Origin of the sequence: Maribacter antarcticus DSM 21422, assembly GCF_000621125.1 — a bacterium.
Classification (GTDB): Bacteria; Bacteroidota; Bacteroidia; order Flavobacteriales; family Flavobacteriaceae; genus Maribacter; species Maribacter antarcticus.
Genome location: NZ_JHZC01000004.1, coordinates 514,268 through 537,012, shown reverse-complemented (window position 1 = coordinate 537,012; position 22,745 = coordinate 514,268). Strand labels below are relative to the sequence as shown.

The following is a 22,745-nucleotide window of genomic DNA, read 5'->3' as shown; positions in this document are numbered from 1 at the left end:
ACATTATTTTTTTGATAGCAAATATAAAAACAATGTCAATGATGGATTAGGCTAAGTGACAAATGACAACCCAAAGTGACGAAATACAAACCTACTTTTTATTGCAATTAGTTAGCACACGATTAAATTCTTGAATATTGGATCGAGATACTGTAATAGTACCTTCAGAAAAGTTTTTTAAGCGAAGCGCATATCCTTGAGCATTGCCCGAAATGGATTCGATACTCTGCAGATTTACCAAGTAAGAGCGATGCACTTTAAACACATAAGGAAAGGGGTTTAACTGTTCTTCAAATTCTTTTAAAGTCATTCGCTTTAACAATTTTCCAAATCCGGTCACACTGCTATAGACAATTTCGATATAGTTACCCTCTACTTTTGCAAAAAGAAATGTCCCCATGTTTATTTCAAATTGCTCTCCGAGTATGGGTGTGTTTATTTGAATGGAATTGCTACTCTTTATGATTGATGACGGAGTCGCTATTTGTTTCAAAAAGTTAAAGTGCCGGTACAATAATCGCTCAAGGTTTAGAGGTAAAATGATTATTAAAATTAAGCTACCTACCAAAAAAGTGTTCCGAATTTCCTCCCAGAAATAGCGAAATGACCAGTTATCGGGATTCGTATAAATGAAATCCCGAAGGAAAAAACTGGTGAGACCAATTAAAAAGAGCAGAAGTGCTAGATTTAAAAATTCCTTACCAAGTGTCCAACGACTCGTATCCTTTACGGTTTTATTGAGTAAAAAAAGATAGCCCAGAGCCGTCGGTATCGGGATAAATGCATGCACTATTAGAATCCACAAACTACTTATTTTGTGCTCAGCTTGGTTCACATTAAATGGCTCAAACAAATAGGTAAACAGAAAGCTTATGATGGCTACACCACAAAGAAGTATGAAAACTTTTTTAAAGTCTTCATAATAAAACGGATAAGCCTGCTTTATATATACCTTAATTTTCATTTAATATTTTAACTATTAGGCTAGATTTTTTAGCTTGCAGGTAAGGGTAAGCTGAGAGAATAGTGATAAATTTCGTGGCATTTACCGACTCAAGTTGCTCCTCAATTTGAATGGGCTATAAGACTTAAAAGTTAACACGTTCCTGCCATTACTTATACAACATGTTAGCCGCCGCTGTTTAGTTATTTAATGCATCTTCTGTTAATTTTTTATAGGTATCCATCATTCCTAAATGTCCGAGCGGAGCTGTGTTTGTATACATGATTCCAATTATTTCTTTTTCATAATCAATCCAAAAGTAGGAATTATATGGACCACCAGTCCAAAATATCTCTTTTGTATTGCCGTTGTCCGTTATTTCAACACCAACCCCCTAATCCATATTTATTTCCATAAGCGTCCAAATCTCCAATTTGATTTGCAATCATTAATCGTATCGTTTCGAGCTTAAAAATCACAGTATTATTATAACTCCCAAAGTTACGTAACATCTTTGCCAAGATATAAAAATCATCGATTGATGTAACCACTCCTCCGTAAGGACTCCTCCATCCGACACCTCCCGATATTGCGTTTGGGAGTGTATTATAAATTGAAGAATCTCGATGGTCTTCAATAATCAATTTACCTTTTTCGTATATGTATACGTTTGAAAGCTTATTCGATTTGTTTTTGGGAACATAAAAATCTGTGTTTTTCATGTTTAAAGGGTTGAAAATAGTGCTTTTGAAATACTGGTTCAAAGGTGTTCCAGTCACTTTTTCAACTAAAAAGCCCAAAACATCATGAGAGTACCCATAATTCCATTTTTTATTTGGTTGGAACGCAAGAGGAATTTCGGTTATTGCGGATATAAAGTCTTCAAGAGGTTTATTCCATTGTGTAAAACCTGCCTTTAGATATAGTTTGTCGGTGTAACTCTCTCCATCACTATAAACTATCCCAGAAGTATGACGTAAGAAGTCACGAATTGTAGGTTTTATTGTCAACGCTTCGGAAGAGGAAGAGTCAGGCCTGGTCAGAACTTTTACTTTCTTGAATTCCGGAATATAGTTCTCAATTAAATCATCCAACAAAAACGCACCTTTCTCATAAAGTTGTAGGATAGCGATTGTAGTCATAATCTTTGTCATGGAAGCAATCGGAATTAGTGTTTCAGTGTTTATTGAAACAGCGCTTTCAATAGCACTGTATCCGTAAGATTTTAAATGTAGAATTTCGTCCTTCTTTGCAATCAAAGTGATTGCACCAGCTATTTTTCCGTTATCAACATGCTCAATAAAATAATTATCAAGTGTTTAAAAATCAATGTCTTGAGAGATACAGACTTGCAGGTTTACTCCAAATAACAGTAAAAATAGTGCTGTTTTAATTTTCATCATACTGTTTAAAGTTTGTGTGATGTTCACTTGTGGCTGTCGTACAAGATTAGTTACTCTGGGTAAGTTCTAAAGCTACTAAATAAAACACAAACTAAAAAAGTCCACAAGTCCCGATGATTCGGGATTCTTAAGTATGTTAAAACTAGTAATTAATTTATACGGTGGTGGTAAATCTTTTTTTTCAATAGTCTGATTTCTGCCCATTAACCACCATATATGGTTTGCGAATCATAAAAATACCAATCCATAGACGCTGAAAGCGGAGATGTAAATAAAAGCCGCTATAATGGCAGAGACTCCACCAATTTTTAATGTCATTTTTTATTCCATAGTGTAAACCTTTTTATTCTAGATGATTTAATTTTTGTTTTAATGCCACACTTAAAATTTGGTGGAATCATAAAGAAGTTCGGACCTTTGAATTAAGCACAAACTACCCTATGTTTTTTAAACACTGTTGATAGTGGTTATTTTAATTTTTCACCTAACAGCGCAATTTTCCCTAACCAATTCTCTTTATAATAAGCATTTGAACCCTTAATAGGCGAAATATAGGTCACCTTAACAGGGCTGATTCCACAAAATTCTAAAGTTCCTGTTTTGAATTGATTGATCGCTGGGCTTTTCATAAATAAGGAATCATACCATTTAGGGGTATCAGCTGTTATAATAATTCTTGCTGTTTTTCCTTTCAATAATTTTTTTGGCATTGGCTTTCCTTCGATAGGTTGAAAGGTTATTCCTGGTAAAAATGTACGGTCAATAAACCCTTTCATTAATGCGGGATAACCATACCACCACATTGGAAATACCCAGACAATATGGTCTGCTTTTTTTATTTTTTCTATAGCCTCAAGTAAATCGGGTTCTAGTTCTGTTCTTTTTCTGTACCCAAACTTCAGATTAGGATTAAAATCCAAGTCTGCAATGTTAATTTGAGTCAAGATTGCATCCGTCTTACTAGCCCCTTTTAAATACGCTTCTGATAGTGCATAATTATAACTCTGCTTGTCGGGATGTCCGTTAATAATTAAAACTTGTTTCATAATTTGTTCTTTATTTCTTCACAAAGAACGGCAGGATGCAACTCCTTAGAAAGGACATTTGTCTAATTCGATATCGCCTTTCTAATGCGACTTAAATGGCGCTGGGTAATCCCTAAATAAGAGGATAAATAGTTTAAAGGGATTAATTGTAGATATTCAGGTTGGTTAGTAAGTGAATCTTCGTGGCGTTTCTCGGCGCTTTCTTTTTGTAGTATGAAGATTCTTTTCTCCATTTTTATATATTCTTGTTCCGCAATGAATTTGAAAAATCGAAGCCAATTTGTGCTTGATTCCTCTAATTTTAAAATTTCATCTCTTGAAATAGTAAACAACTCAATATCTGTCAAAGCTTGAATATTTTCTACCGTTTTGGTTTGCGATAAAAAGGAAGAATAAGCACTAACAAAAGAATTGGAAAAAGTAAAACAATAGGTTACTTCCTCTTCCGAAGAGGAGTAATAAAATGACCTAAATAACCCAGAAACTAAAAAGGCTACTTCTTTAGAAGTTCTGCCCTCTTGGATAAAATAATCGCCTTTCTTTAACGTTTTACGAATTACGTTACTTTCGAATACATCAATGTCTTCATTCGAAAGTATATTAAATGATTTCAGGTAGTTTCTCATTTTTTTAATCATAGCTAATAATTTGATAAAAGCACTTGTACCAATATCCGCATATTAAATAATATAGTAACTGCTTGCTACATTCCTATGTTACAAATACTACGTTGTAACTCCCATGGGTAGCAATTCAAAAAAACATTGAATTCTAGGTTGAAGAAATCTAAATAATCAAACATACACCATAAATTATTCCACCTCCTTTAAAAGCACTTTAATAGAACGCTCTAACTGCTCGTCCCGACCTTTTGAAATAATTTCTGGTTGGTTTTTTACTAGAATATCTGGATTGGTCTCGTTATTCTCCATCCACTCCCCCGCCTTATTCTTGGCGCTTACAGGCACCACGCCCCAACGACCTCCATTGGGTAAACGTTCCCAACCAGCAAAACTACACGTACCTGGAACCGGCATTCCTACCGTCTTTCCTATTTTTAAATCTACATATCCACTCGCAAAACAAGAACCATCGCTGTACATCGATTCGTTGAACATAGCCAAGGTCGGTTTTGTCCATCTAGACGTTGGCTCGCCACCTACTTTCCTATCCTCGGTTTCATAGGACAAAAAGGGAATTCCTGTAAAGAACATAGCCAAATCTGCTACCAAATCACCACCACCGTTAAACCGCGTATCAACAATCACTGCTTCTTTATCGATAAACTTACCCATCATACGATCGTATATGTTTCGGTAAGGACCATCGCTCATTCCCGGTATATGCACATAGCCTAATTTTCCATTACTGGTTTTAGCTACCTCGTCTTCGTTTTGTTTCACCCAACGTTTATATAACAATCTACCTTCGTCGCCGAGGCTAATCGGCTTCACCGTAATCTGCTTTCTTTTGCCAGCGGCATCTACTATATCTAAAAGCATAAATGCTCCTTTTTTTCGGTTTAAATAACTGGCAATATCTCTTGTTGGAACTATCGTTTCCCCGTTTATTTTTTCGATAATCATACTGGGCTTTAAATTGAATCCTGCCTTATCTAATGGCCCGTCTTTAAGAATTTCGGCAATCTTAATACCATTACTTTTAAATTCATAATCCATAAAAATTCCTAGAGAAGCGGTTTCATCTCCGTTCGGGATATCATCATTGAACCTTCCTCCAGCGTGGGACACATTTAGCTCGCCCAATAACTCGGATAATAGTTCGGCAAACTCATAAGAATTTCCAATATGGGGTAAATACTTCTGATATTCGGTTCGCATTGCTTTCCAATCAATACCGTGAAAATCGGAACGATAGAAAATACCATTGGTACGCAACCAAACATGATCAAACATATATTGCCGTTCCGCGTCAGCATCCAATATCATTTCAGCCTTAAGCTTAACCGGCTTACTTTTCCCCGCTTTCGTATCAATTTTAGAAATTTTACCATCGGATAGTAAAAACAAGTTCTCCTGTTTCTTATCCCAAGACAAGCTCCCCGTTTTCGCACCTAGCGCTATCAACATTTTAGTGCTTTTAGTTCTTATCTCCGTTTCCCATAAATTAAGGCCCTTCTCAAAACGGGTCAAATAATATAGTTTTTCTCCATCTTTAGATAAGACTGCATCAGCTAATTTAGAAGAGTGAATAGTGAGACGGGCTTTACGCTCCCACACATTTTCAAGATTAAATTTTAAAGGTTCCACTTTTTTCTCTTTCTCCTCTGCTTCTTTCTTCTTTTTCTTTTTATCAGCTATTTCATCGGTGGTTTCATCATCCTTTTTATCACCTTCCTCAATCAATTTAAGTAAGTCATACTCCTCTTTAGACATATTAAATTTATCCCAACCATCTTTCGTTAAAAACATACTGTACACATCATATTCAGTTCTCCCACTGGTGGCATAGCTTTTTAATCCCTCACGATTGGCAAACCAAATCAACTGCTTTCCTTCATTTACCCATTTTGGAGTAATGTCTGCATAACCGCTCTCGGTTAGGTTCATACGCGTTTTTCCATCGGCGGAAATCAATAAAATTTCGTTATTACTAAGGCTTACGCCCCAGTCTACCAACAACCACTTACTGTCAGGACTCCATTGATAATATTTATCCCCGTCGGAAAAGTGATGTAATTCGTTTGGTGTTAATAAGGTTGTTTCACTATTTGTTTTTAAATTTTTAATTTTTAAAGTTCTACGCCCCTCTATGTATGCCATAGATTCTCCATCTGGAGAAAACTCTGGCAAGTATACATCTGCACTTTTAGCCAGTAGGGTATCCTCTTTAATCAGAGTAGCTGCAAAAAAATAAGGCTCTTCTTTTCTGACTTTATACGACTTATAAATTGCCCATTTTCCACCACGCTCACTTGCATAAGCCACCGACTTACCATCTGGCATAAATTTTACGAATCGTTCCTGCTCTGGGGTATTGGTAAGGCGTTTTGTTAGTGACCCATCGACAGACGTGACGAAAACCTCACCCCGACTTATAAATGCAATCTCCTTACCATTAGGGGCAATATCCATCTCACGTACCCCACCGTTAATAGAAACATATTCCACGGTATTTTCAGCGTTTTGCGTGCGTATAGTAATGTCCACTTTTTGTGGTTCGCTTCCTTCCGTGTAGGTATACAATTCGCCGTCATAGCTAAAGGCCATAGTACTGTTACCAATACTCAGAAAACGAATGGGATGCGTTTTAAATGTGGTCAGTTGTTCCGTTTGAGAAGGCATATCCAAATTGAGTTTGTGAATATTATAAGACCCGCTAGATTCACTCAGGTAAAAAACACTTTTCTCGTTAGTAGTGTATACTGGATTTCTATCCTCTCCTTTAAAAGTGGTAAGCATAGTATGTTTCCCAGTTTCCATATTGTATTTCCAAACATCCCTAGTAATGGCAGAAACATGGTGCTTTCTAAACGTATCCTCAAAACCTTTTTTATCATGATACAGCATTTCGGCACCATTTTTACTTAGCTGCACATCTTCTGCAGGAACCGTGAGAATTTGGTCTACCCTACCCCCTGTTAGCGGAACGCTATACAATTCTGGTTGCCTGCTAATAGGGTATTGTCTATGCGTAACTTCATCTTGTCGAGCCGCTCCAAATAAAACACCTGTATTATCTGCAGAAAACGAATAAGGCATTTCATCTGTACTATGGAAGGTCAATCGCTTCGCTGTTCCACCTTTCGCATCCATAGTGAAAACATCAAAATTTCCAAATCGATTTGAGGCGAAAGCCAACGACTTTCCGTCAGTACTCCAAACCACTCCATAATCATGAGCCGTATGAAAGGTAAGCTGCCGCGCTACACCTCCATCAGCTGGAACACTATAAATATCCCCTTTATACGTAAAGGCAATAGTGGCACCATCTGGCGATATAGCTGGATATCTAGCCCATTGCGGATGCCCTTGGGCACTTAATAGGGCTATAAATAAAAAGGAAAACGTCGTTAGTAAATAATTTTTCATTTCTCGTTTTGGCTGATAAATTAAATGGTAGGAAGATAGGGAATTGGTTGATTAATACAAAGGTAAAAACAAGTTCAACTCAAACTCAAACTCAAACTTATATATATATATAAACCTTGCTGCCGTTGACGTGATTTAAGTGTTAAAGCATCAAAATATCCCCTCCCTGATGGGGATTATGGGGTGGGTACAATGATGAAGAAATCTAAACAGACCAATCAAGCCTTTGACGTAAAAACCAAATGTCTTAAGAGGAAGAACTATCTTTATGTCTCTTTAATAAAATAGCATGTGAATACCCAAAAAGAAAAAGACTACTGGACAGAACGATATGTAAACCAAAACACAGGTTGGGATATTGGGTATCCTTCTACCCCTTTAAAGAACTATATAGACCAATTAACTGACAAGTCCATAAAAATTTTAGTTCCTGGAGCTGGCAACGCGTATGAGGCACAATACTTATGGGAACAGAGTTTTAAAAATGTTGTTGTTATTGATATTTCCGAAGTCCCTTTAAAAAACTTTAAAAAACGAAATCCTAATTTCCCTGAAAATCAATTACTGCATGGGAATTTCTTTGAGCATAAAGAATCGTATGACCTGATCATAGAACAAACCTTTTTTTGCTCCTTTATTCCGAGTGATAAAAATAGAACTGCGTATGCAAAACATATGGCATCACTATTAAAACCTACAGGAAAATTAGTTGGCCTTTGGTTCGATTTTCCGATTACTTACAATCTGGAAAAGCGTCCGTTTGGAGGAAATAAAGCGCTTTACCTTAGCTATCTGAACCCCTACTTTAAAACGGTAACCTTCGAGTCTTGTTATAACTCTATACCCCCTAGACAGGGGAAGGAACTGTTTGGGATTTTTACTAAAAAGTAAATTCTAGTTGGTTTTTGGTCTCAGTGCTTTTTTAATACCACCAACCACTTGATATATTATAAAAAATACCAAACATAGCATACTACCAAATACAATAGGAATGATAGCTCCAAAAGTAAATGCGGCACCTAGCACCCAACCCAAAAGGTATTCTGATTTGAATAAAGGGAACATAAAGGCTAGTATGAAAATTAGACCCATTATGTAATCCGTAACTTCAATTCCGTTTAAAAAAGTCACCGAAATACTTATGGCGAATAATAGTCCAGTTAACAATCGTAAACTAATTAACTTTAGTGATTCCTTGTTATCTGGCTGATCAAGGCGTTTAGAAATACGAAATAATAAGAAGTACGTAAAGATGGGCAAAACAATAGCACCCCACCAATTAGGAATACCTGGCATATCTTTACTTTGTAAGATATAGTGGGTGGGTATACCACCATGAAAATAATCCCAAGCAATATGACCGAATATAGTTAAGGTTATTATAGCTGTAATGAAAAGCTGGAGTTTTTGAGACAATTGATTTTTCATTGGTTTTGATTTGATTGATCTATACATAAGACGCAGGTTTTGCTTCTTTGTTACGGCTTAAATTGAATACTTAAGAATATAGCGGCGTTGGATAATTATTGTTTTCGATAAAATAGCTAGTTTATCAAACCATAGTTAACACCCTTTTAAGAAATACACCTTTGCTTTTTCCTATATTTAGGCGACTAATTAACGTACCAAAAATGACCAAAAAACTACTACCGGCAAATACGCTTACAGCTCTTTTTTTTCTGGCTGTCCAAAAGAATTAAACAACGAGTAACAAATGGGCCTTTCCAGTCCAATTATATGCTTTACTTGTGCTGCTATAGGTGTTAATTAGGAAAGCACTCAGAATTAAAAAAAATATTCATAACTGATAATTAACACTTGGTAATCTTAAAAATCAACTAACACATTACATTAATGAAATACGTTTTAAACTCCCTATTATTCCTTTTTTGCATTAGTACTGCACTTGCACAGAATTTTGATATGAAATTAATGCAAGACCTAAAACCTAGAAATATTGGACCTGGCGGTATGAGTGGTCGTGTTACGGCCATAGATGCCGTACATTCCAATCCTGAAATCATGTATGTAGGGACTGCCTCCGGTGGACTATGGAAATCTACATCTGGCGGTATCAAATGGGACCCAATTTTTGACAAGGAACTAACTGCATCTATAGGAGCTGTGGCCATTCAACAATCCAATCCCTCCGTAATATGGGTGGGCACGGGAGAAGGAAATCCTAGGAACAGTCTTAATGGTGGATATGGGGTATATCGTTCGTTAGACGGAGGTAAATCTTGGAAATCCATGGGCTTGGAAAAAACACGACATATTCATCGGATAAAAATTGACCCAACAGACCCCAACACTGTTTATGTTGGCGCCATAGGTTCCCCTTGGGGCGAGCATGAGGAGCGTGGCGTATACAAAACTACGAACGGTGGCGAAACGTGGGAACAAATTTTATTCGTTAACAATAAGACTGGCGTAGCAGATATGGTAATGGATCCTACGAATCCGAACAAGCTGATTGTCGCCATGTGGGAACATAAAAGAGACCCTTGGTTCTTTAAGTCTGGCGGAAAAGGGAGTGGTATGTACATGACCCATGACGGTGGAAAAAACTGGAAACAAATTACGGAAGAGGACGGCCTTCCGGAAGGAAATCTTGGTCGTATAGGAATTGCCATTGCTCCTGGAAAGCCTGATATTGTTTATGCTTTGGTAGAGGCAAAGAAAAATGCATTGTACAAATCAGAAGATGGCGGTTTTAAATGGAACATGATTAATAACAAATCTGACATTGGCAACAGACCATTTTACTACTCCGAAATATACGTAGACCCACAAAATGAAAATAGGGTATATTCCGTATTTACCTACATAAACGTATCCGAAGATGGCGGCAAGAACTTTAAAGAGCTTATGCCGGCCTACAGAGCTAATAATGGCGTGCATCCAGACCATCACGCATGGTGGATACATCCAGAAAACGGACAGTTTATGATGGACGGGAATGATGGCGGAATGAATATTACCAGAGACGGTGGAAAATCATGGCGTTTTGTAGGTAATATTCCAGCTGCACAGTTTTACCACATTAATGTAGATAATGAGTTTCCATACAATGTGTATGGTGGTATGCAAGATAACGGTTCTTGGAGAGGTCCGGCCTATGTGTGGCGGGATCAGGGAATACGCAATAGCTACTGGCAAGAAATAAGTTTTGGCGATGGTTTTGATGTGGTACCGGATTTGGACGACTCTCAGTTTGGCTATACCATGAGCCAACAGGGAAGTGTATCGCGTTATGACCATATAACAGGAAACAACTATACGGTACGCCCTACCCCACCGGATGCAGATACAAAGCTTCGTTTTAACTGGAACTCCGCCATTGGGCAAGACCCGTTTGATAATAGCAGTGTCTATTTTGGGAGTCAGTTTGTACACAAAACTTCAGATAAAGGTCTTACTTGGAGCATTATTTCTCCGGATTTAACCACCAACGACCCAGAAAAGCAAAAACAAAGCGAAAGTGGTGGATTAAGTATGGATGCTACGGGAGCTGAAAACCATACGACCATTCTGGTTATTGAACCTTCTCCTCTAGAAAAGGATATGCTATGGGTAGGAACCGATGATGGTAAAGTACATTATACACAGAATGGCGGCACGACCTGGATCGAGGTTACACAGAATATAAAAGGACTGCCCGCCGGAAGCTGGATTCCACAGATAAAAGCATCTAATAAAAACAAAGGGGAAGCGCTTTTAATTGCCAACGACTACCGAAGGTTCAATTACACGCCATATGCCTACCGTACTAAAAACTATGGAAAAACATGGGAACGTATTGTAGATGGGAGCGATGTACAAAGCTACGCCCTAAGCATTGTAGAAGATTTAGAAAACCCTAACTTATTGTTCTTAGGTACCGATGACGGACTCTACATCTCTTTTGATGCTGCTGCAAATTGGCAAAAATGGACTGAAGGCTTCCCTACGGTATCTACCAAGGATTTAGTAATTCACCCTAGAGAGCATGACTTGGTTATTGGCACCTTTGGCCGCGCGGCTTGGGTTATGGATGATATTCGTCCCTTAAGGGCTCTTGCTTCTAACAGATCAATCCTACAAGCAGATGCAAAACTTTTTAATCCGCCTACGGCATACCAGGCAGCTTATCAGCAACCAACTGGAAGTCGGTTTGGAGGAGATGCGATGTACAACGCAGAAAACAAAAAAGAAGGTGCTATGATTACCTACTTTTTGAAGGAAGGGAAGAAGAAAGGGCCCGACAAGAAAGCTGATGATACCGAAAATGAAGAGAAAGATACCGATACGGCAACTCCCGAATCAATGGAGGAAGCAAAAGAAAAAATGACCGGAGTACAGAAAAAGGATTCCGTACAATTTGATATTTATGATGGAACACGATTAATACGAACTCTAAAATATAAAACGCCTGAAAAAGCAGGGTTCCATAGAATTTATTGGGAAATGGACGAAAAAGGACCAAACCGACCTTCACGTACTATTTCCAAGAACAAAAAAGAAGCTGGAGGAATGGACGTTAAACCGGGAACCTATATCATAAAAATGAGTTTTGGGGATGTAACGGAGGAGGCAATGATTACGGTAAAATCTGACCCTAGATTACCTATAAATATTGCCGCTATTAATGAGGTGTACACTACTGGAAAAAATATAGAAAAGATGAGCCAGACGGCTGCGGATGCCGTTAAGCAATTGGTAGAAAGCAAAATAGTGGCTGAAAAATATAGAAAAGACCTTAAAGAACTGGACGAAAAAAAGTACACAGACCAGATAAGGGCATCAAAAGCTATTGTAAAAGAGGTAGATTCTGTTGTCGCCCTTTATTTAGGAACCGTAGACAAACGCCAAGGCATTACCCGAAATCCTGAAATCACGGTAATGCAGCGCATTAGAACCGCTAGCTATTATACCAATACCCGAAAAACGGGTATCACGAAAACTGAACGTGACCTTATTCGGTATGCGGAGACTGAACTAAAAAGTGCTTTAGAGAAAACCAATACATTCTTTAGCGACAAATGGAAAGTATATAGGGGAACTATAGAAAAATTAAACGTTTCCCCGTTCAAAGAAACCGAAAGCTTTTCGTTTGATTAAAACTTTGAAGCAGTAGGCATAACGTAAGTAATTATATTTCTTTTGGATAGAAACTTTGTGAAACAGCTATTACGGTTAAATTCAACCTATAAGATAGGTGTTTCACAAAGAATCCAAGAGTGATAGGATTTAGCAATACCAAGCTATTTAAAAGAGGTTATAAAGCGTAGTAACAATTACTCCTTTTTCGTCCTTTAAAGGAACTGACACTAGTTGTTTTTCAAATAGCACCTTAAAGTTAAACGGTGGCGTAGTTAGGTTGATACCACTTTGTTTTTTTAGCCTGATTCCCTGCCCTGAAATAATGTCTTTATTTGGTATAAAATCCCCTTCGGGCAAATGTTCTGTTAGAACCACATATTTAAAATCCGTAAGCTTTCGCAGCACTGCAAATACTTCAGTATTGGACAAATGCTGTAACACCTGCCTTAGTACCGCACAATCTCCGGAAGGCAAATCTTCCCCTGCAATATCCAAACACTGGAATTCTAAACGTTCTTGGTTGAATTTTTCTTTGTTATGCACGATCAGTGCTGGAACGATATCCACCGCAATATAGTTCTTGGTATGCCTTACCAATTCTTTACCTATATTAAAATCCCCACAGCCTAAATCACAAACGACAAGAGGAGCTCTAAAAGAGTTCAAAAACGAAGTGAGTACTTCTAAGTAGGGATTTATAAGATCGGGATTATGGGAACCCACACCCGAATAAAACGCCGCTGTATTACTGCCCCATAGGTTAAGAGCATACACCTGTTCCATAGCTGCTTTGGTTGGCCACGGTTTTTTTGATTTCCGAATTTTTTTCATTTCCATGTTCCTCAACAAACTTCTGTTATCCAAAATATAGCATTACCCTCGCAAAGCTTAAACGGTTAAATGTACCCATACACAAGTAAATGAATCTATTTAACACAATAGCTGAAACTATGAGGAGAGGGTTCTATTGGCCAATGGAAGTTACCTAGTACTTCTATAGAAGTAACCAACAAGGATGGTCAGATTAAACAAATGGGGACCAATAGCTATCCTTTTTTAGCTGCTGCGACACCTGTTTTTTGTTCATAAATTTTTTGTACGATAGCGTGCAAATCTGGGATTACGTTTCTGGCTAATTTAGAATTACCATTCAGTAATACACAGATTCCTAAATCGGATGCTGGGTATACCGCAATCTCGTTTCTGTAGTTATTTACACTACCGCCATGGTGCCAAACGGTTTCAACGTCAGCAGCATCTGCTTTTTGGTATTCATGAATACGCCATCCAAAACCGTAGGAGGATTTAACGTGGCCATCCCAACGCTGGTAATATTTATTTTTATTCTTAAAGGTTATAAATGGCTCAAAAGCCTGCTTCATGGAAATCGATTCTAATACATCGGGATTATGACCAAGTAAAAACCGCATCCATTTGGCCATATCTACTGAACTTGCATTGATTCCCCCCGCCAATACTGCGTTGTAGTATTTGTCGGTTAACGGTGTAGTCCTCCAACTTTTGCCATTTCTTCTATGCGGCAAGGCCACATTTTTTTCTTTAAGCAAATCTGTATGGTCCATAGAGATGTGCGACATATCCAAAGGCTTAAAAAACCTATCAGTCAATAATGTTCTAACATCGGCACAGGCAGCCTTCCGCATTACTTCTTGCCCTATCGCAAACATAGCGTTCTGGTAGCTGTATAGTTGACCTGGGATACTAATTGGTGCGACCTCATCGAACCGATGGGCGATTTTTTCTATGGATATGCCCGCCTCTACCAAATTGGTGAAACTGTGATAAGGCGTTCCCGAGGTATGAGAAAGGATATGTTCAAATTTTACACTTTTGGTATTATTTTCATCGCCAAAGCTAAAATCAGGTAAGTACTTCACTATCTGATCATCGAAACTTAATTTACCTTCTGACTGTAAGCTAGCAGCCAAAACACCTCCAAAACCCTTGGACAAGGACCCTAGTCGAAATACGGTCTCACCATCAACAGCAGTATTTTTATCGACACTCCGTTTTCCAAATCCATTAGAAATCAAAATTGAATCTCCTTGTACGATGCTTACACCAGCGCCAACGATATCTCCAGCTTTTATTGCTTGTTCAAAATAAGAATTTAAAGCATTGAATAATAATTTTTTATGAAAATTATATACCCGTGATTCTTGTACATCTGCCAAAGATTTATTTGGAGACTGAACAGAATTACTAATGTTATTATTACCTGAATCAACTGAAGAAACTGTTAGTATATAAACTGTAAGTACAATAGCAGCGCTGCCAATAAATAATTTAATCCGATGCACAATTAAAAAGATTTAGGTATCGTTAAAACGCAATATTTTATATTAAAGTATCGATGAACTGCATTACTCATAGCGTTGAACAAATTGTTAATTCTTTAAAAATAATGCTTATTACTAAAGAACACAATGTTATACAAAAAAAGAACCTATAAAATAAGTTCTTTTAATTTCGATTTTAGTATTTGATATTTTTATTACAAGTGCATTACCATTTTGCGATAGTTTACCTCCTTTTGCTTTCTTATTATAAAAATAGTTAAAGCTATAAGAACTCCAAAAGAAGCTAACATAGCACCTACCAAACTAGAATATATAATTCCGTAACCAAACGCGATGGGTAGTCCAGCCAAGTAAGCTCCAGAAGCATTTCCCATGTTAAAAGCACTTTGATTCATGGAAGAAGCTAGCATTTCAGAACCTTTAGACGTATTGATAATAGCCACTTGTATGGGCGTTGCCACTGTAAAGGAAACAACACCTATTACAAAAGTCAACACCATTAATAAATAAGGGTTAGTAGCAATAACCATGTTTATAAGTAAAATAATAACCATTAAGGACAGACTAAGAATAACTGCTTTTAACGGCGAAAAAAGTTCTGCCATTTTAGCACCAATAAAATTACCTACTACCATTCCTAATCCGGCAAGCATCATGGCATAGCCTACAAAATTATCAGATAACCCGGCAATATTAGTTATCAGTGGTGCAATATAACTATACCATGCAAAAAAGCCACCCGTTCCAATGGTCGTTAAGGCAATTAATGCCCAAAACTCCATGTTTTTAAATCCATTTTGACTAGGTACTTTCTTTTCTTTATTCTGAGTTTCTATATGTGGCATCCAAAGTAAGATACTAGAAAGTGCTAAAAGACCTACTGCACCTACAAGAAAAAAAGAAGCACTCCAACTAAACTGTTGTCCAAGATATGTCCCTAAAGGCACTCCTAAAACATTTGCTATAGTAAGACCCGAAAACATAATAGAAATAGCTTGTGCAGACTTCCCTGGCTTTGATAGTTTGGTAGCAACAACAGCACCAATACCAAAAAAGGCACCATGTGGAATTCCAGATAAAAACCTTAGAAATAATAAACTACTATACCCAGTTGCCAATCCCGATAGCGTATTGAATACCGTGAACCAAATCATTAACATGAATAGCATTCTTTTAGCTGAAACTTTTGAACCTAAGCTTGTCAAAATAGGAGCTCCTACCACCACACCTAAGGCATATGCAGCAATAAAGTGACCCGCTTCTGAAATTGTGATATCCAATGAGCTAGATACCTCTGTTAGGATACCCATAATTACAAACTCTGTAAGGCCAATACCAAAACCTCCTATGGCCAATGCCAGCAAGGCTTTCTTATTTGATGGATTAGTTTTCATAACCGTTTTGTTATATAAGGCCACCCGTTTATTTATAAATTGACCTTATAATTATCGGAACAAAGTTATGTTGAGATATTTAAATCTTAGGTACAGTATTATCCAATATATATTCTAAATTAACAGATTATGCGTTTTTTATAAAAAATTAAGATAAAATACCATATTAAAAAACATCGAAGTACTATTCCGATGCTTTTTAATGTCTTGTATATGGTTATTATAAAATATAATCCGTGCTCACGAAATTGGAGCGTTTCGTCCGCATTAATTGCTGAATAATCTCCGTATTTAAATCTTTTTCCTTAGAACATGAAGTGGTACAGCAGTAATAATTTTATTGATTTAATGCTTCAGTATTCTTGATATAAGAACAATATAACCGTCATAAAACGAAACTAATTCCAAACCGCAAAATCTTCCTAGACAAGCAAAGTCAGTATATAATAACAATGTTTAGTAGCTAAATGTTGCTAAAAAGCAGGGAATCAACACCTTTTTTTAATTCGCTTTCATACCAAATACATGTGATTTTACGTTATGTAAGAGTTATCTTATTTAATTAATTTTATGAAAATACATCAACAACAGTATACCAGCGTTGAAGACCTAAATAATCTGGCTATGAATTTTATACCAGATATATTCTTTATTTTTATCTCTCCACAATTTACCAATCCAAAGAATTTTATAAAAAACCTTCATCTTCAATTTCCAAATACTTTAGCTATTGGTTGCTCTACTGCTGGCGAAATACTAGGTAACGAAGTATTGGACGGTACCGTAGCGTTAACAGCAGTAAAGTTTGAGAGCACCAAATTAAAGCTTGTACATACAGATCTCGGAGATCATGAAATGGATAGTTATAAAACCGGAAAGACCATTAGTGAGTCCCTTCATCAGAAAGACCTTAGACATATTTTTGTCCTAAGTGATGGTCTGGAAGTCAATGGGGCAGAATTAGTTAGCGGATTATATGACAACCTGAATAAATACGTAAGTATAACAGGAGGTTTAGCAGGGGATGGGGCCGATTTCAATAATACGTTTATTGTCTACAATAACGAAATGGCATCTAGAAAAGTAGTAGCCTTAGGGCTTTATGGCGCGGGTTTAAAAGTTGGTTTTGCATCCAAAGGTGGTTGGGACAGTTTTGGAATAGAAAGATTAGTGACAAAATCCAATAAAAATGTGCTGTATGAATTGGATGGCAAACCAGCACTGGAGCTTTATAAATCTTATCTAGGTGATAAAGCCAAAGACCTTCCAGGCTCAGGATTACTGTTTCCGTTAAGTATGCGTGATAAAAACCAAGGTACACCTGTGGTTAGAACCATCCTTGGTATAGATGAAAAAAATAATAGTTTAACATTTGCGGGCAACATTCCGGAAGGCTCTTATGTTCGGTTGATGAAAGCCAACATAGACCGCATCATAAAAGGGGCGGAGGAATCCGCCATAACATGCAGAGAGAGTATGGATGATGAACAGCAATTAGCTTTTCTAATTAGCTGTGTAGGTCGCAGGTTAGTCTTAAAACAACTTGTGGAAGAAGAGATAGAGGCAGTTAACGAACAGCTTGGTGAGGGAATTTTCACCACAGGATTCTATTCCTATGGTGAAATTGCCCCTTTCGATGAATTTTCACCTTGTGAACTGCACAACCAAACCATGACTATTACGACCCTTGCAGAATGAAACGATACCATCGATTACTAAATAGACAACTAAAGAAAACTAATTTGACTAACAACCAGTTAGACAAATTAACTCCATTTTTGGAACAAATCAACGAAGCCTATGTAGCCTTTGACAAGGATCTTAAGCAAACCGAAAACGTCCTAGAAAAGAGCTCTCAAGAGCTTTTTTTAGCAAATAAGCGACTAATTTCCAGAATTGACGCAGTTTCTAGTAGATTGTCTAAAGTTGCGGAAAACATTAAGGATGTGATTTTTGAAATAGACCTTGAAGGTAATTGGAAGTATCTTAACCCCGCTTGGGAAAAACTTTCTGGTTATACAGTTGCCGAATGTATAGGTAAGCCTTTTTATGAAAAGAGCTATACCCTAGATGGGGAACATATTATAAATTTGATTGATTTAGAGCAACTAAATCTAAATATTCAAAGTAATGTTTTACGGGTGCAAACAGCACACAAGGAAACTAAATGGGTGGATGTTTCTGTCAAAGGGATTATCGATAAAACTGGCACAATCCAAGGCTATATTGGAACTATTGTAGATATTTCGGACTTAAAAAAGACAGAAATTGAACTGCTTAATGCAAAAGATAAAGCGACCTTAGCTAACCGGGCCAAGGATGAGTTTTTATCAACAATGTCTCATGAAATACGGACCCCTTTAAATGCGGTAATAGGTATTAGTCATTTAATGCTATTAGAAAACCCCAAACCAGAACAATTAGAAAATCTTCAGACCTTAAAATATTCATCAGAACATTTATTAGGACTTGTAAACGATATTTTGGATTTCAATAAAATTTCCTCGGGTTCTTTAGACTTAGAAAAGGTAGAATTTAGTGTTACCCATTTGCTTAACGGCATACAAGGTATTTTTAATAATCGGGCCAAAGCAAAGAATATACGGTTCGCTATCAAAAAAGATAACGTTTTGCCAGATGTGCTAATGGGAGATTCTGTTCGTATTTCACAGATACTTAACAACTTGGTTAGCAACGCTTTAAAGTTTACAGAAAAAGGCAGGGTAACTCTTGATCTTGAAATGGCGGCAGAAACCGAAGAAACCTGTCTTTTAGAGATTTTTGTAAGGGATACCGGAATAGGAATCCCGTCAGAAAAGCAAGAAAGAATATTCCAATCCTTTGCCCAGGCAAATTCAGATACGACTAGAATATATGGGGGTACTGGACTAGGATTAGCTATTTGCAGGCAATTACTAGAATTAATGGGAAGCACATTACATGTTGATAGTGAAGAAGGTAAAGGCTCTACTTTTAGTTTTTTATTACAACTAAATAAAGGAACAACAGAGTCAACCTTAACTTCTAATAACGAGCACGGTATGCTAGAAGGGAAGGATGCTCCCGACCTAGTTGGTGCAAAAATACTAGTTGCCGAAGACAACAAAGTAAACATTATGGTCATTAAAAAATTCCTCTCTAAATGGCATGTTGACTTCGATATTGCCGAAAATGGAGAGATTGCATTTGAAATGGCTAAACAAAACAGCTACGACCTTGTATTAATGGATTTACAAATGCCAGTTATGAATGGGTTTACATCGTGTAAATTAATAAAGGAATCTTCCCAATCCCTAAATAGGAATATCCCCATATATGCACTTTCTGCATCAACAAGTGCTGATATAAAAAATGAAATAATGGATAATAAAATGAACGGACTAATTTCTAAACCGTTTAACCCAAATGAATTACATCAGAAATTGAGCGACATTATCAAAGAGGCAAGGGCAAAGCTAAAAAGCCATGCCCGAACCTAAAAACTTAAAGAATATAATCCGTGCTCACAAAATTAGAGAGTTTGGTTTCCAACAGTTGTTTTATGACTTCTGTATTAAGGTCGTTATCCTTAAAGGCCACAAAAGTCCTAATTGAGAAAGAACGCAGTGCATCATGCACACTCAATGTAGCCTGGGCAGAATCCTTCCTCCCTGTAAACGGATACACATCTGGTCCTCTTTGACAGGAACTGTTCAAGTTCACTCTACAAACAAGATTTACCAAAGTATCAATTAACGGCGCTAAAGCATAAACGTCCTTACCAAAAAGACTCACCTGCTGCCCATAATTACTTTCAGCCATATCATCTAAAGGCTCCTCAATATCCACAAAGGGAAGTATAGGGATTATAGGACCAAACTGTTCCTCTTGGTACACGCGCATATCTTTTGTGACCGGATACAAAACAGCTGGCCAGATATAATTATCAAAATGTTGTCCGCCTTTTTTATTCAGTATTTTAGCACCTTTCGAAAGGGCATCATCTATTAGTTCTTGAATATATGCTGGCTTTTGGGGCTCGGGTAATGGGGTTAATTTCACCCCGTCATCCCAAGGGTTACCGAACTTTAAACTGTCTACCGCTTCAGCAAAACGTGCATTGAATTTCTTTTGAATATCTTCATGTACATAGACCACTTTAAGGGCAGTACAACGTTGTCCATTAAAGGAAAGTGTTCCTGCAATACATTCGTTTATGGTCAAATCCATATCTGCATCTGGTAAAATGATTGCTGGATTTTTAGCCTCCAAGCCCAGTACCAATCTCAAACGATTACTTTTTGGGTGTTGCTCCTGTAACGCATTAGCAGATTTACTGTTCCCAATCAAGGCGAGCACATCTACCTTTCCGGTTTTCATTATCGGTGCTGCGACTGCGCGACCTCTTCCGAATATAATGTTGACTACCCCTTTTGGAAAACTAGATTGAAATGCTTCCAAAAGTGGTGTAATTAATAATACCCCATGCTTTGCCGGCTTAAAAATCGCAGTATTTCCCATGATAATTGCGGGAATCAATAAGGCAAACGTCTCGTTCAATGGGTAATTATATGGTCCAAGACATAAGACCACGCCAAGCGGTCCTCGTTTAATATGGGCATAAACGCCATCCTGTTTTTGAAATTTGGCAGCATCCCTATCTAGCTGCTTGTAATCCTCTATCGTATCCACAATATAATCAACCGTACGATCAAATTCCTTTTCAGAATCGGGCAGAGATTTACCAATTTCCCACATTAGCAATTTTATAATTTCTGTCCTTTTGGTCTTCATTTTGCTAACAAAAACCTCCATACATTCAATACGATCTTTTACCTGCATGGTGGGCCAAACTCCTTGACCCTTGCCATATGCGCCCAAAGCAGCGTCCAAAGCCTCTAATGCTTCTGCTTCCTGTAAATCAGGTATACTTCCTAACAAGGTAGGTTTATAATCTTCTGTAGAAGAAATTGTTGAAAACACTTCTGTGGTTTCCCCTTTCCATTCTTTTAATTCTCCATTTACTAAATAGTGCTTTTGATGTAAAGCCTCATGTATTTGAAATTCTTCAGGTATTTTCATAGCATTTTTGCGCTTAAGATATTTTAATTTATTCGTTTTTCCAAATAGTTAGATTGTTCTTTTATTATATAATGAAAGCTAAACCAAATACTCAAATAAGTCTGGCTTGTCATTTATATAATCACCATAGAAATTATTTGCTTTCATTCGCTGAATCAATGGTGCTAAGTCTTCTGGGCTTTTCAATTCAATTCCTACCACCGCAGGTGCATTCTCGCGGCTAGACTTCTTTGTATATTCAAAATGAGTAATATCATCTTTAGGACCTAGAATATCTACCACAAACTGCTTTAAGGCTCCTGGTCTTTGTGGAAACCTAATAATAAAATAGTGTTTTAGTTTGCCATATAGTAAAGCACGTTCTTTGATTTCTGCTGTCCTTGCGATATCATTATTACTACCTCCAATTATACACACTACATTCTTGCCTATTATCTCGTCCTTATATTGATCTAAGGCGGCAATAGTCATCGCTCCTGCCGGTTCAACTACAATCGCATCTCTGTTATACAAATCAAGAATAATTTGGCAAACCTTACCTTCATCTACCGTAATCATATCATCTAAAAAGTTATTACAGATGGGAAATGTTAACTCCCCTACCCGCTTTACAGCCGCTCCATCAATGAACTTGTTAATATGGTCCAAAGCAAATATTTTTCCCTTCTCCATTGAAGATTTCATAGAGGGTGCTCCTTTTGGTTCTACACCAATAATTTTAGTGTTTGGCGACAGCTGACTAAAAACACTAATAAGACCAGATGCCAAACCACCACCACCAACGCAAACAAAAAGATAATCTATTGGATTTTTAGTTTGTTTCATTAATTCTAACCCAACGGTAGCCTGACCTTCAATAATTTTCGGGTCATTAAAGGGATGAACAAAAATCTTTCCTGTTTTAGCTCCATGAACTTGCGCTGCTTGAGAGGCATCATCGAAGCTATCACCCTCCAAAACCACATCTACCCAATCACCGCCAAATAAGCGCGTTTGCTCCACTTTTTGCTTTGGTGTTACCGATGGCATGTAAACCGTACCCTTGATTTTTAAATGATGACAAGCAAAGGCGAATCCTTGAGCATGATTACCTGCACTTGCGCATATGACTCCATTTTTAATTTCTGATGCAGTCAGCGAACTTATTTTATTAAAAGCCCCTCTAATTTTATAGGAGCGTACCCGTTGTAGGTCTTCTCTTTTTAACTGAACAGTACAGTCAAATTCTTTTGCAAGTCGAATACTAAGAGTCAATGGGGTTATTTCTGAAATCTCAGAAATTATTTTAGCAGCACTATGTATATCATCCAATTTAGGAAAATAGGAGATGGGTACTTTTTTATTAGGTTTTCCCATAGATTATGATAGCTTATAAGTTTTAGTCAGCACTCTGTTTATTACCTACTATTTTAAAACCAAAATTGTCCGGTTAAGAATAACTGA

General features: G+C 37.2%; 14 protein-coding genes and 1 pseudogene. 4 read left to right on the top strand and 11 right to left on the bottom strand.

Going from position 1 to position 22,745, the window contains the following annotated elements; translation table 11 throughout:
• Positions 1-91: 91 nt before the first annotated feature.
• From Q360_RS0102340 to Q360_RS0102315, 5 genes and pseudogenes are all read right to left on the bottom strand, one after another.
• Entirely contained in the window at positions 92-964 is an 873-nt protein-coding gene (locus Q360_RS0102340) for a LytR/AlgR family response regulator transcription factor (protein ID WP_027075657.1), read from the bottom strand.
• A 359-nt stretch (positions 965-1,323) separates the two neighbouring features.
• Positions 1,324-2,247: pseudogene (locus Q360_RS0102330) on the bottom strand (serine hydrolase domain-containing protein); the annotation flags it as partial.
• Between the two features lie 566 nt (positions 2,248-2,813).
• Positions 2,814-3,392, bottom strand: coding sequence for an NAD(P)H-dependent oxidoreductase (locus Q360_RS0102325; RefSeq protein ID WP_027075655.1), 579 nt, complete (start codon positions 3,390-3,392; stop codon positions 2,814-2,816).
• Positions 3,393-3,454: 62 nt separating this feature from the next.
• Positions 3,455-4,018 carry a Crp/Fnr family transcriptional regulator gene (locus Q360_RS0102320; RefSeq protein ID WP_027075654.1) on the bottom strand — a complete coding sequence of 188 codons (564 nt, stop codon included), beginning with the start codon at positions 4,016-4,018 and terminating at the stop codon, positions 3,455-3,457.
• A 186-nt stretch (positions 4,019-4,204) separates the two neighbouring features.
• Positions 4,205-7,444 (bottom strand): S41 family peptidase, encoded by a 3,240-nt coding sequence (locus Q360_RS0102315; protein ID WP_027075653.1) that lies wholly within the window; start codon positions 7,442-7,444, stop codon positions 4,205-4,207.
• A gap of 291 nt (positions 7,445-7,735) precedes the next feature.
• Here Q360_RS0102315 and Q360_RS0102310 point away from each other — a divergent pair, with 291 nt between their 5' ends.
• Complete coding sequence (locus Q360_RS0102310; protein WP_027075652.1) at positions 7,736-8,335, top strand: methyltransferase domain-containing protein; 600 nt, start codon at positions 7,736-7,738, stop codon at positions 8,333-8,335.
• A gap of 3 nt (positions 8,336-8,338) precedes the next feature.
• On the opposite strand, the gene Q360_RS0102305 is transcribed toward Q360_RS0102310, so the two are convergent.
• Positions 8,339-8,899, bottom strand: a complete 561-nt coding sequence (locus Q360_RS0102305; protein ID WP_156949983.1) for a hypothetical protein — start codon at positions 8,897-8,899, stop codon at positions 8,339-8,341.
• 399 nt (positions 8,900-9,298) lie between these two features.
• Here Q360_RS0102305 and Q360_RS0102300 point away from each other — a divergent pair, with 399 nt between their 5' ends.
• Positions 9,299-12,544 carry a WD40/YVTN/BNR-like repeat-containing protein gene (locus Q360_RS0102300; RefSeq protein WP_027075650.1) on the top strand — a complete coding sequence of 1,082 codons (3,246 nt, stop codon included), beginning with the start codon at positions 9,299-9,301 and terminating at the stop codon, positions 12,542-12,544.
• 147 nt (positions 12,545-12,691) lie between these two features.
• Here Q360_RS0102300 and Q360_RS0102295 read toward each other — a convergent pair whose 3' ends face one another.
• From Q360_RS0102295 to Q360_RS0102285, 3 genes are all read right to left on the bottom strand, one after another.
• Entirely contained in the window at positions 12,692-13,363 is a 672-nt protein-coding gene (locus Q360_RS0102295) for a class I SAM-dependent methyltransferase (RefSeq protein ID WP_245603134.1), read from the bottom strand.
• Positions 13,364-13,572: 209 nt separating this feature from the next.
• On the bottom strand, positions 13,573-14,847 hold the full coding sequence (locus Q360_RS0102290; RefSeq protein ID WP_027075648.1) for a serine hydrolase domain-containing protein: 1,275 nt from the start codon (positions 14,845-14,847) through the stop codon (positions 13,573-13,575).
• 194 nt (positions 14,848-15,041) lie between these two features.
• A complete protein-coding gene (locus Q360_RS0102285) occupies positions 15,042-16,241 on the bottom strand; it encodes an MFS transporter (RefSeq protein WP_027075647.1) in 1,200 nt (399 codons plus the stop codon).
• 570 nt (positions 16,242-16,811) lie between these two features.
• On the opposite strand from Q360_RS0102285, the gene Q360_RS0102280 reads away from it, so the two are divergent.
• On the top strand, positions 16,812-17,939 hold the full coding sequence (locus Q360_RS0102280; RefSeq protein ID WP_027075646.1) for an FIST signal transduction protein: 1,128 nt from the start codon (positions 16,812-16,814) through the stop codon (positions 17,937-17,939).
• Entirely contained in the window at positions 17,936-19,720 is a 1,785-nt protein-coding gene (locus tag Q360_RS22040) for a PAS domain-containing hybrid sensor histidine kinase/response regulator (RefSeq protein WP_051554525.1), read from the top strand. Before Q360_RS0102280 ends, Q360_RS22040 begins: the two co-directional genes overlap by 4 nt.
• 4 nt (positions 19,721-19,724) lie before the next feature.
• On the opposite strand, the gene Q360_RS0102270 is transcribed toward Q360_RS22040, so the two are convergent.
• Positions 19,725-21,302, bottom strand: coding sequence for an NADP-dependent glyceraldehyde-3-phosphate dehydrogenase (locus Q360_RS0102270; RefSeq protein ID WP_027075645.1), 1,578 nt, complete (start codon positions 21,300-21,302; stop codon positions 19,725-19,727).
• A 78-nt stretch (positions 21,303-21,380) separates the two neighbouring features.
• The gene (gene ilvA, locus Q360_RS0102265) at positions 21,381-22,658 is read right to left on the bottom strand and encodes a threonine ammonia-lyase (RefSeq protein WP_036194765.1); all 1,278 of its coding nucleotides are present in this window, start codon (positions 22,656-22,658) and stop codon (positions 21,381-21,383) included.
• Positions 22,659-22,745: the final 87 nt, after the last annotated feature.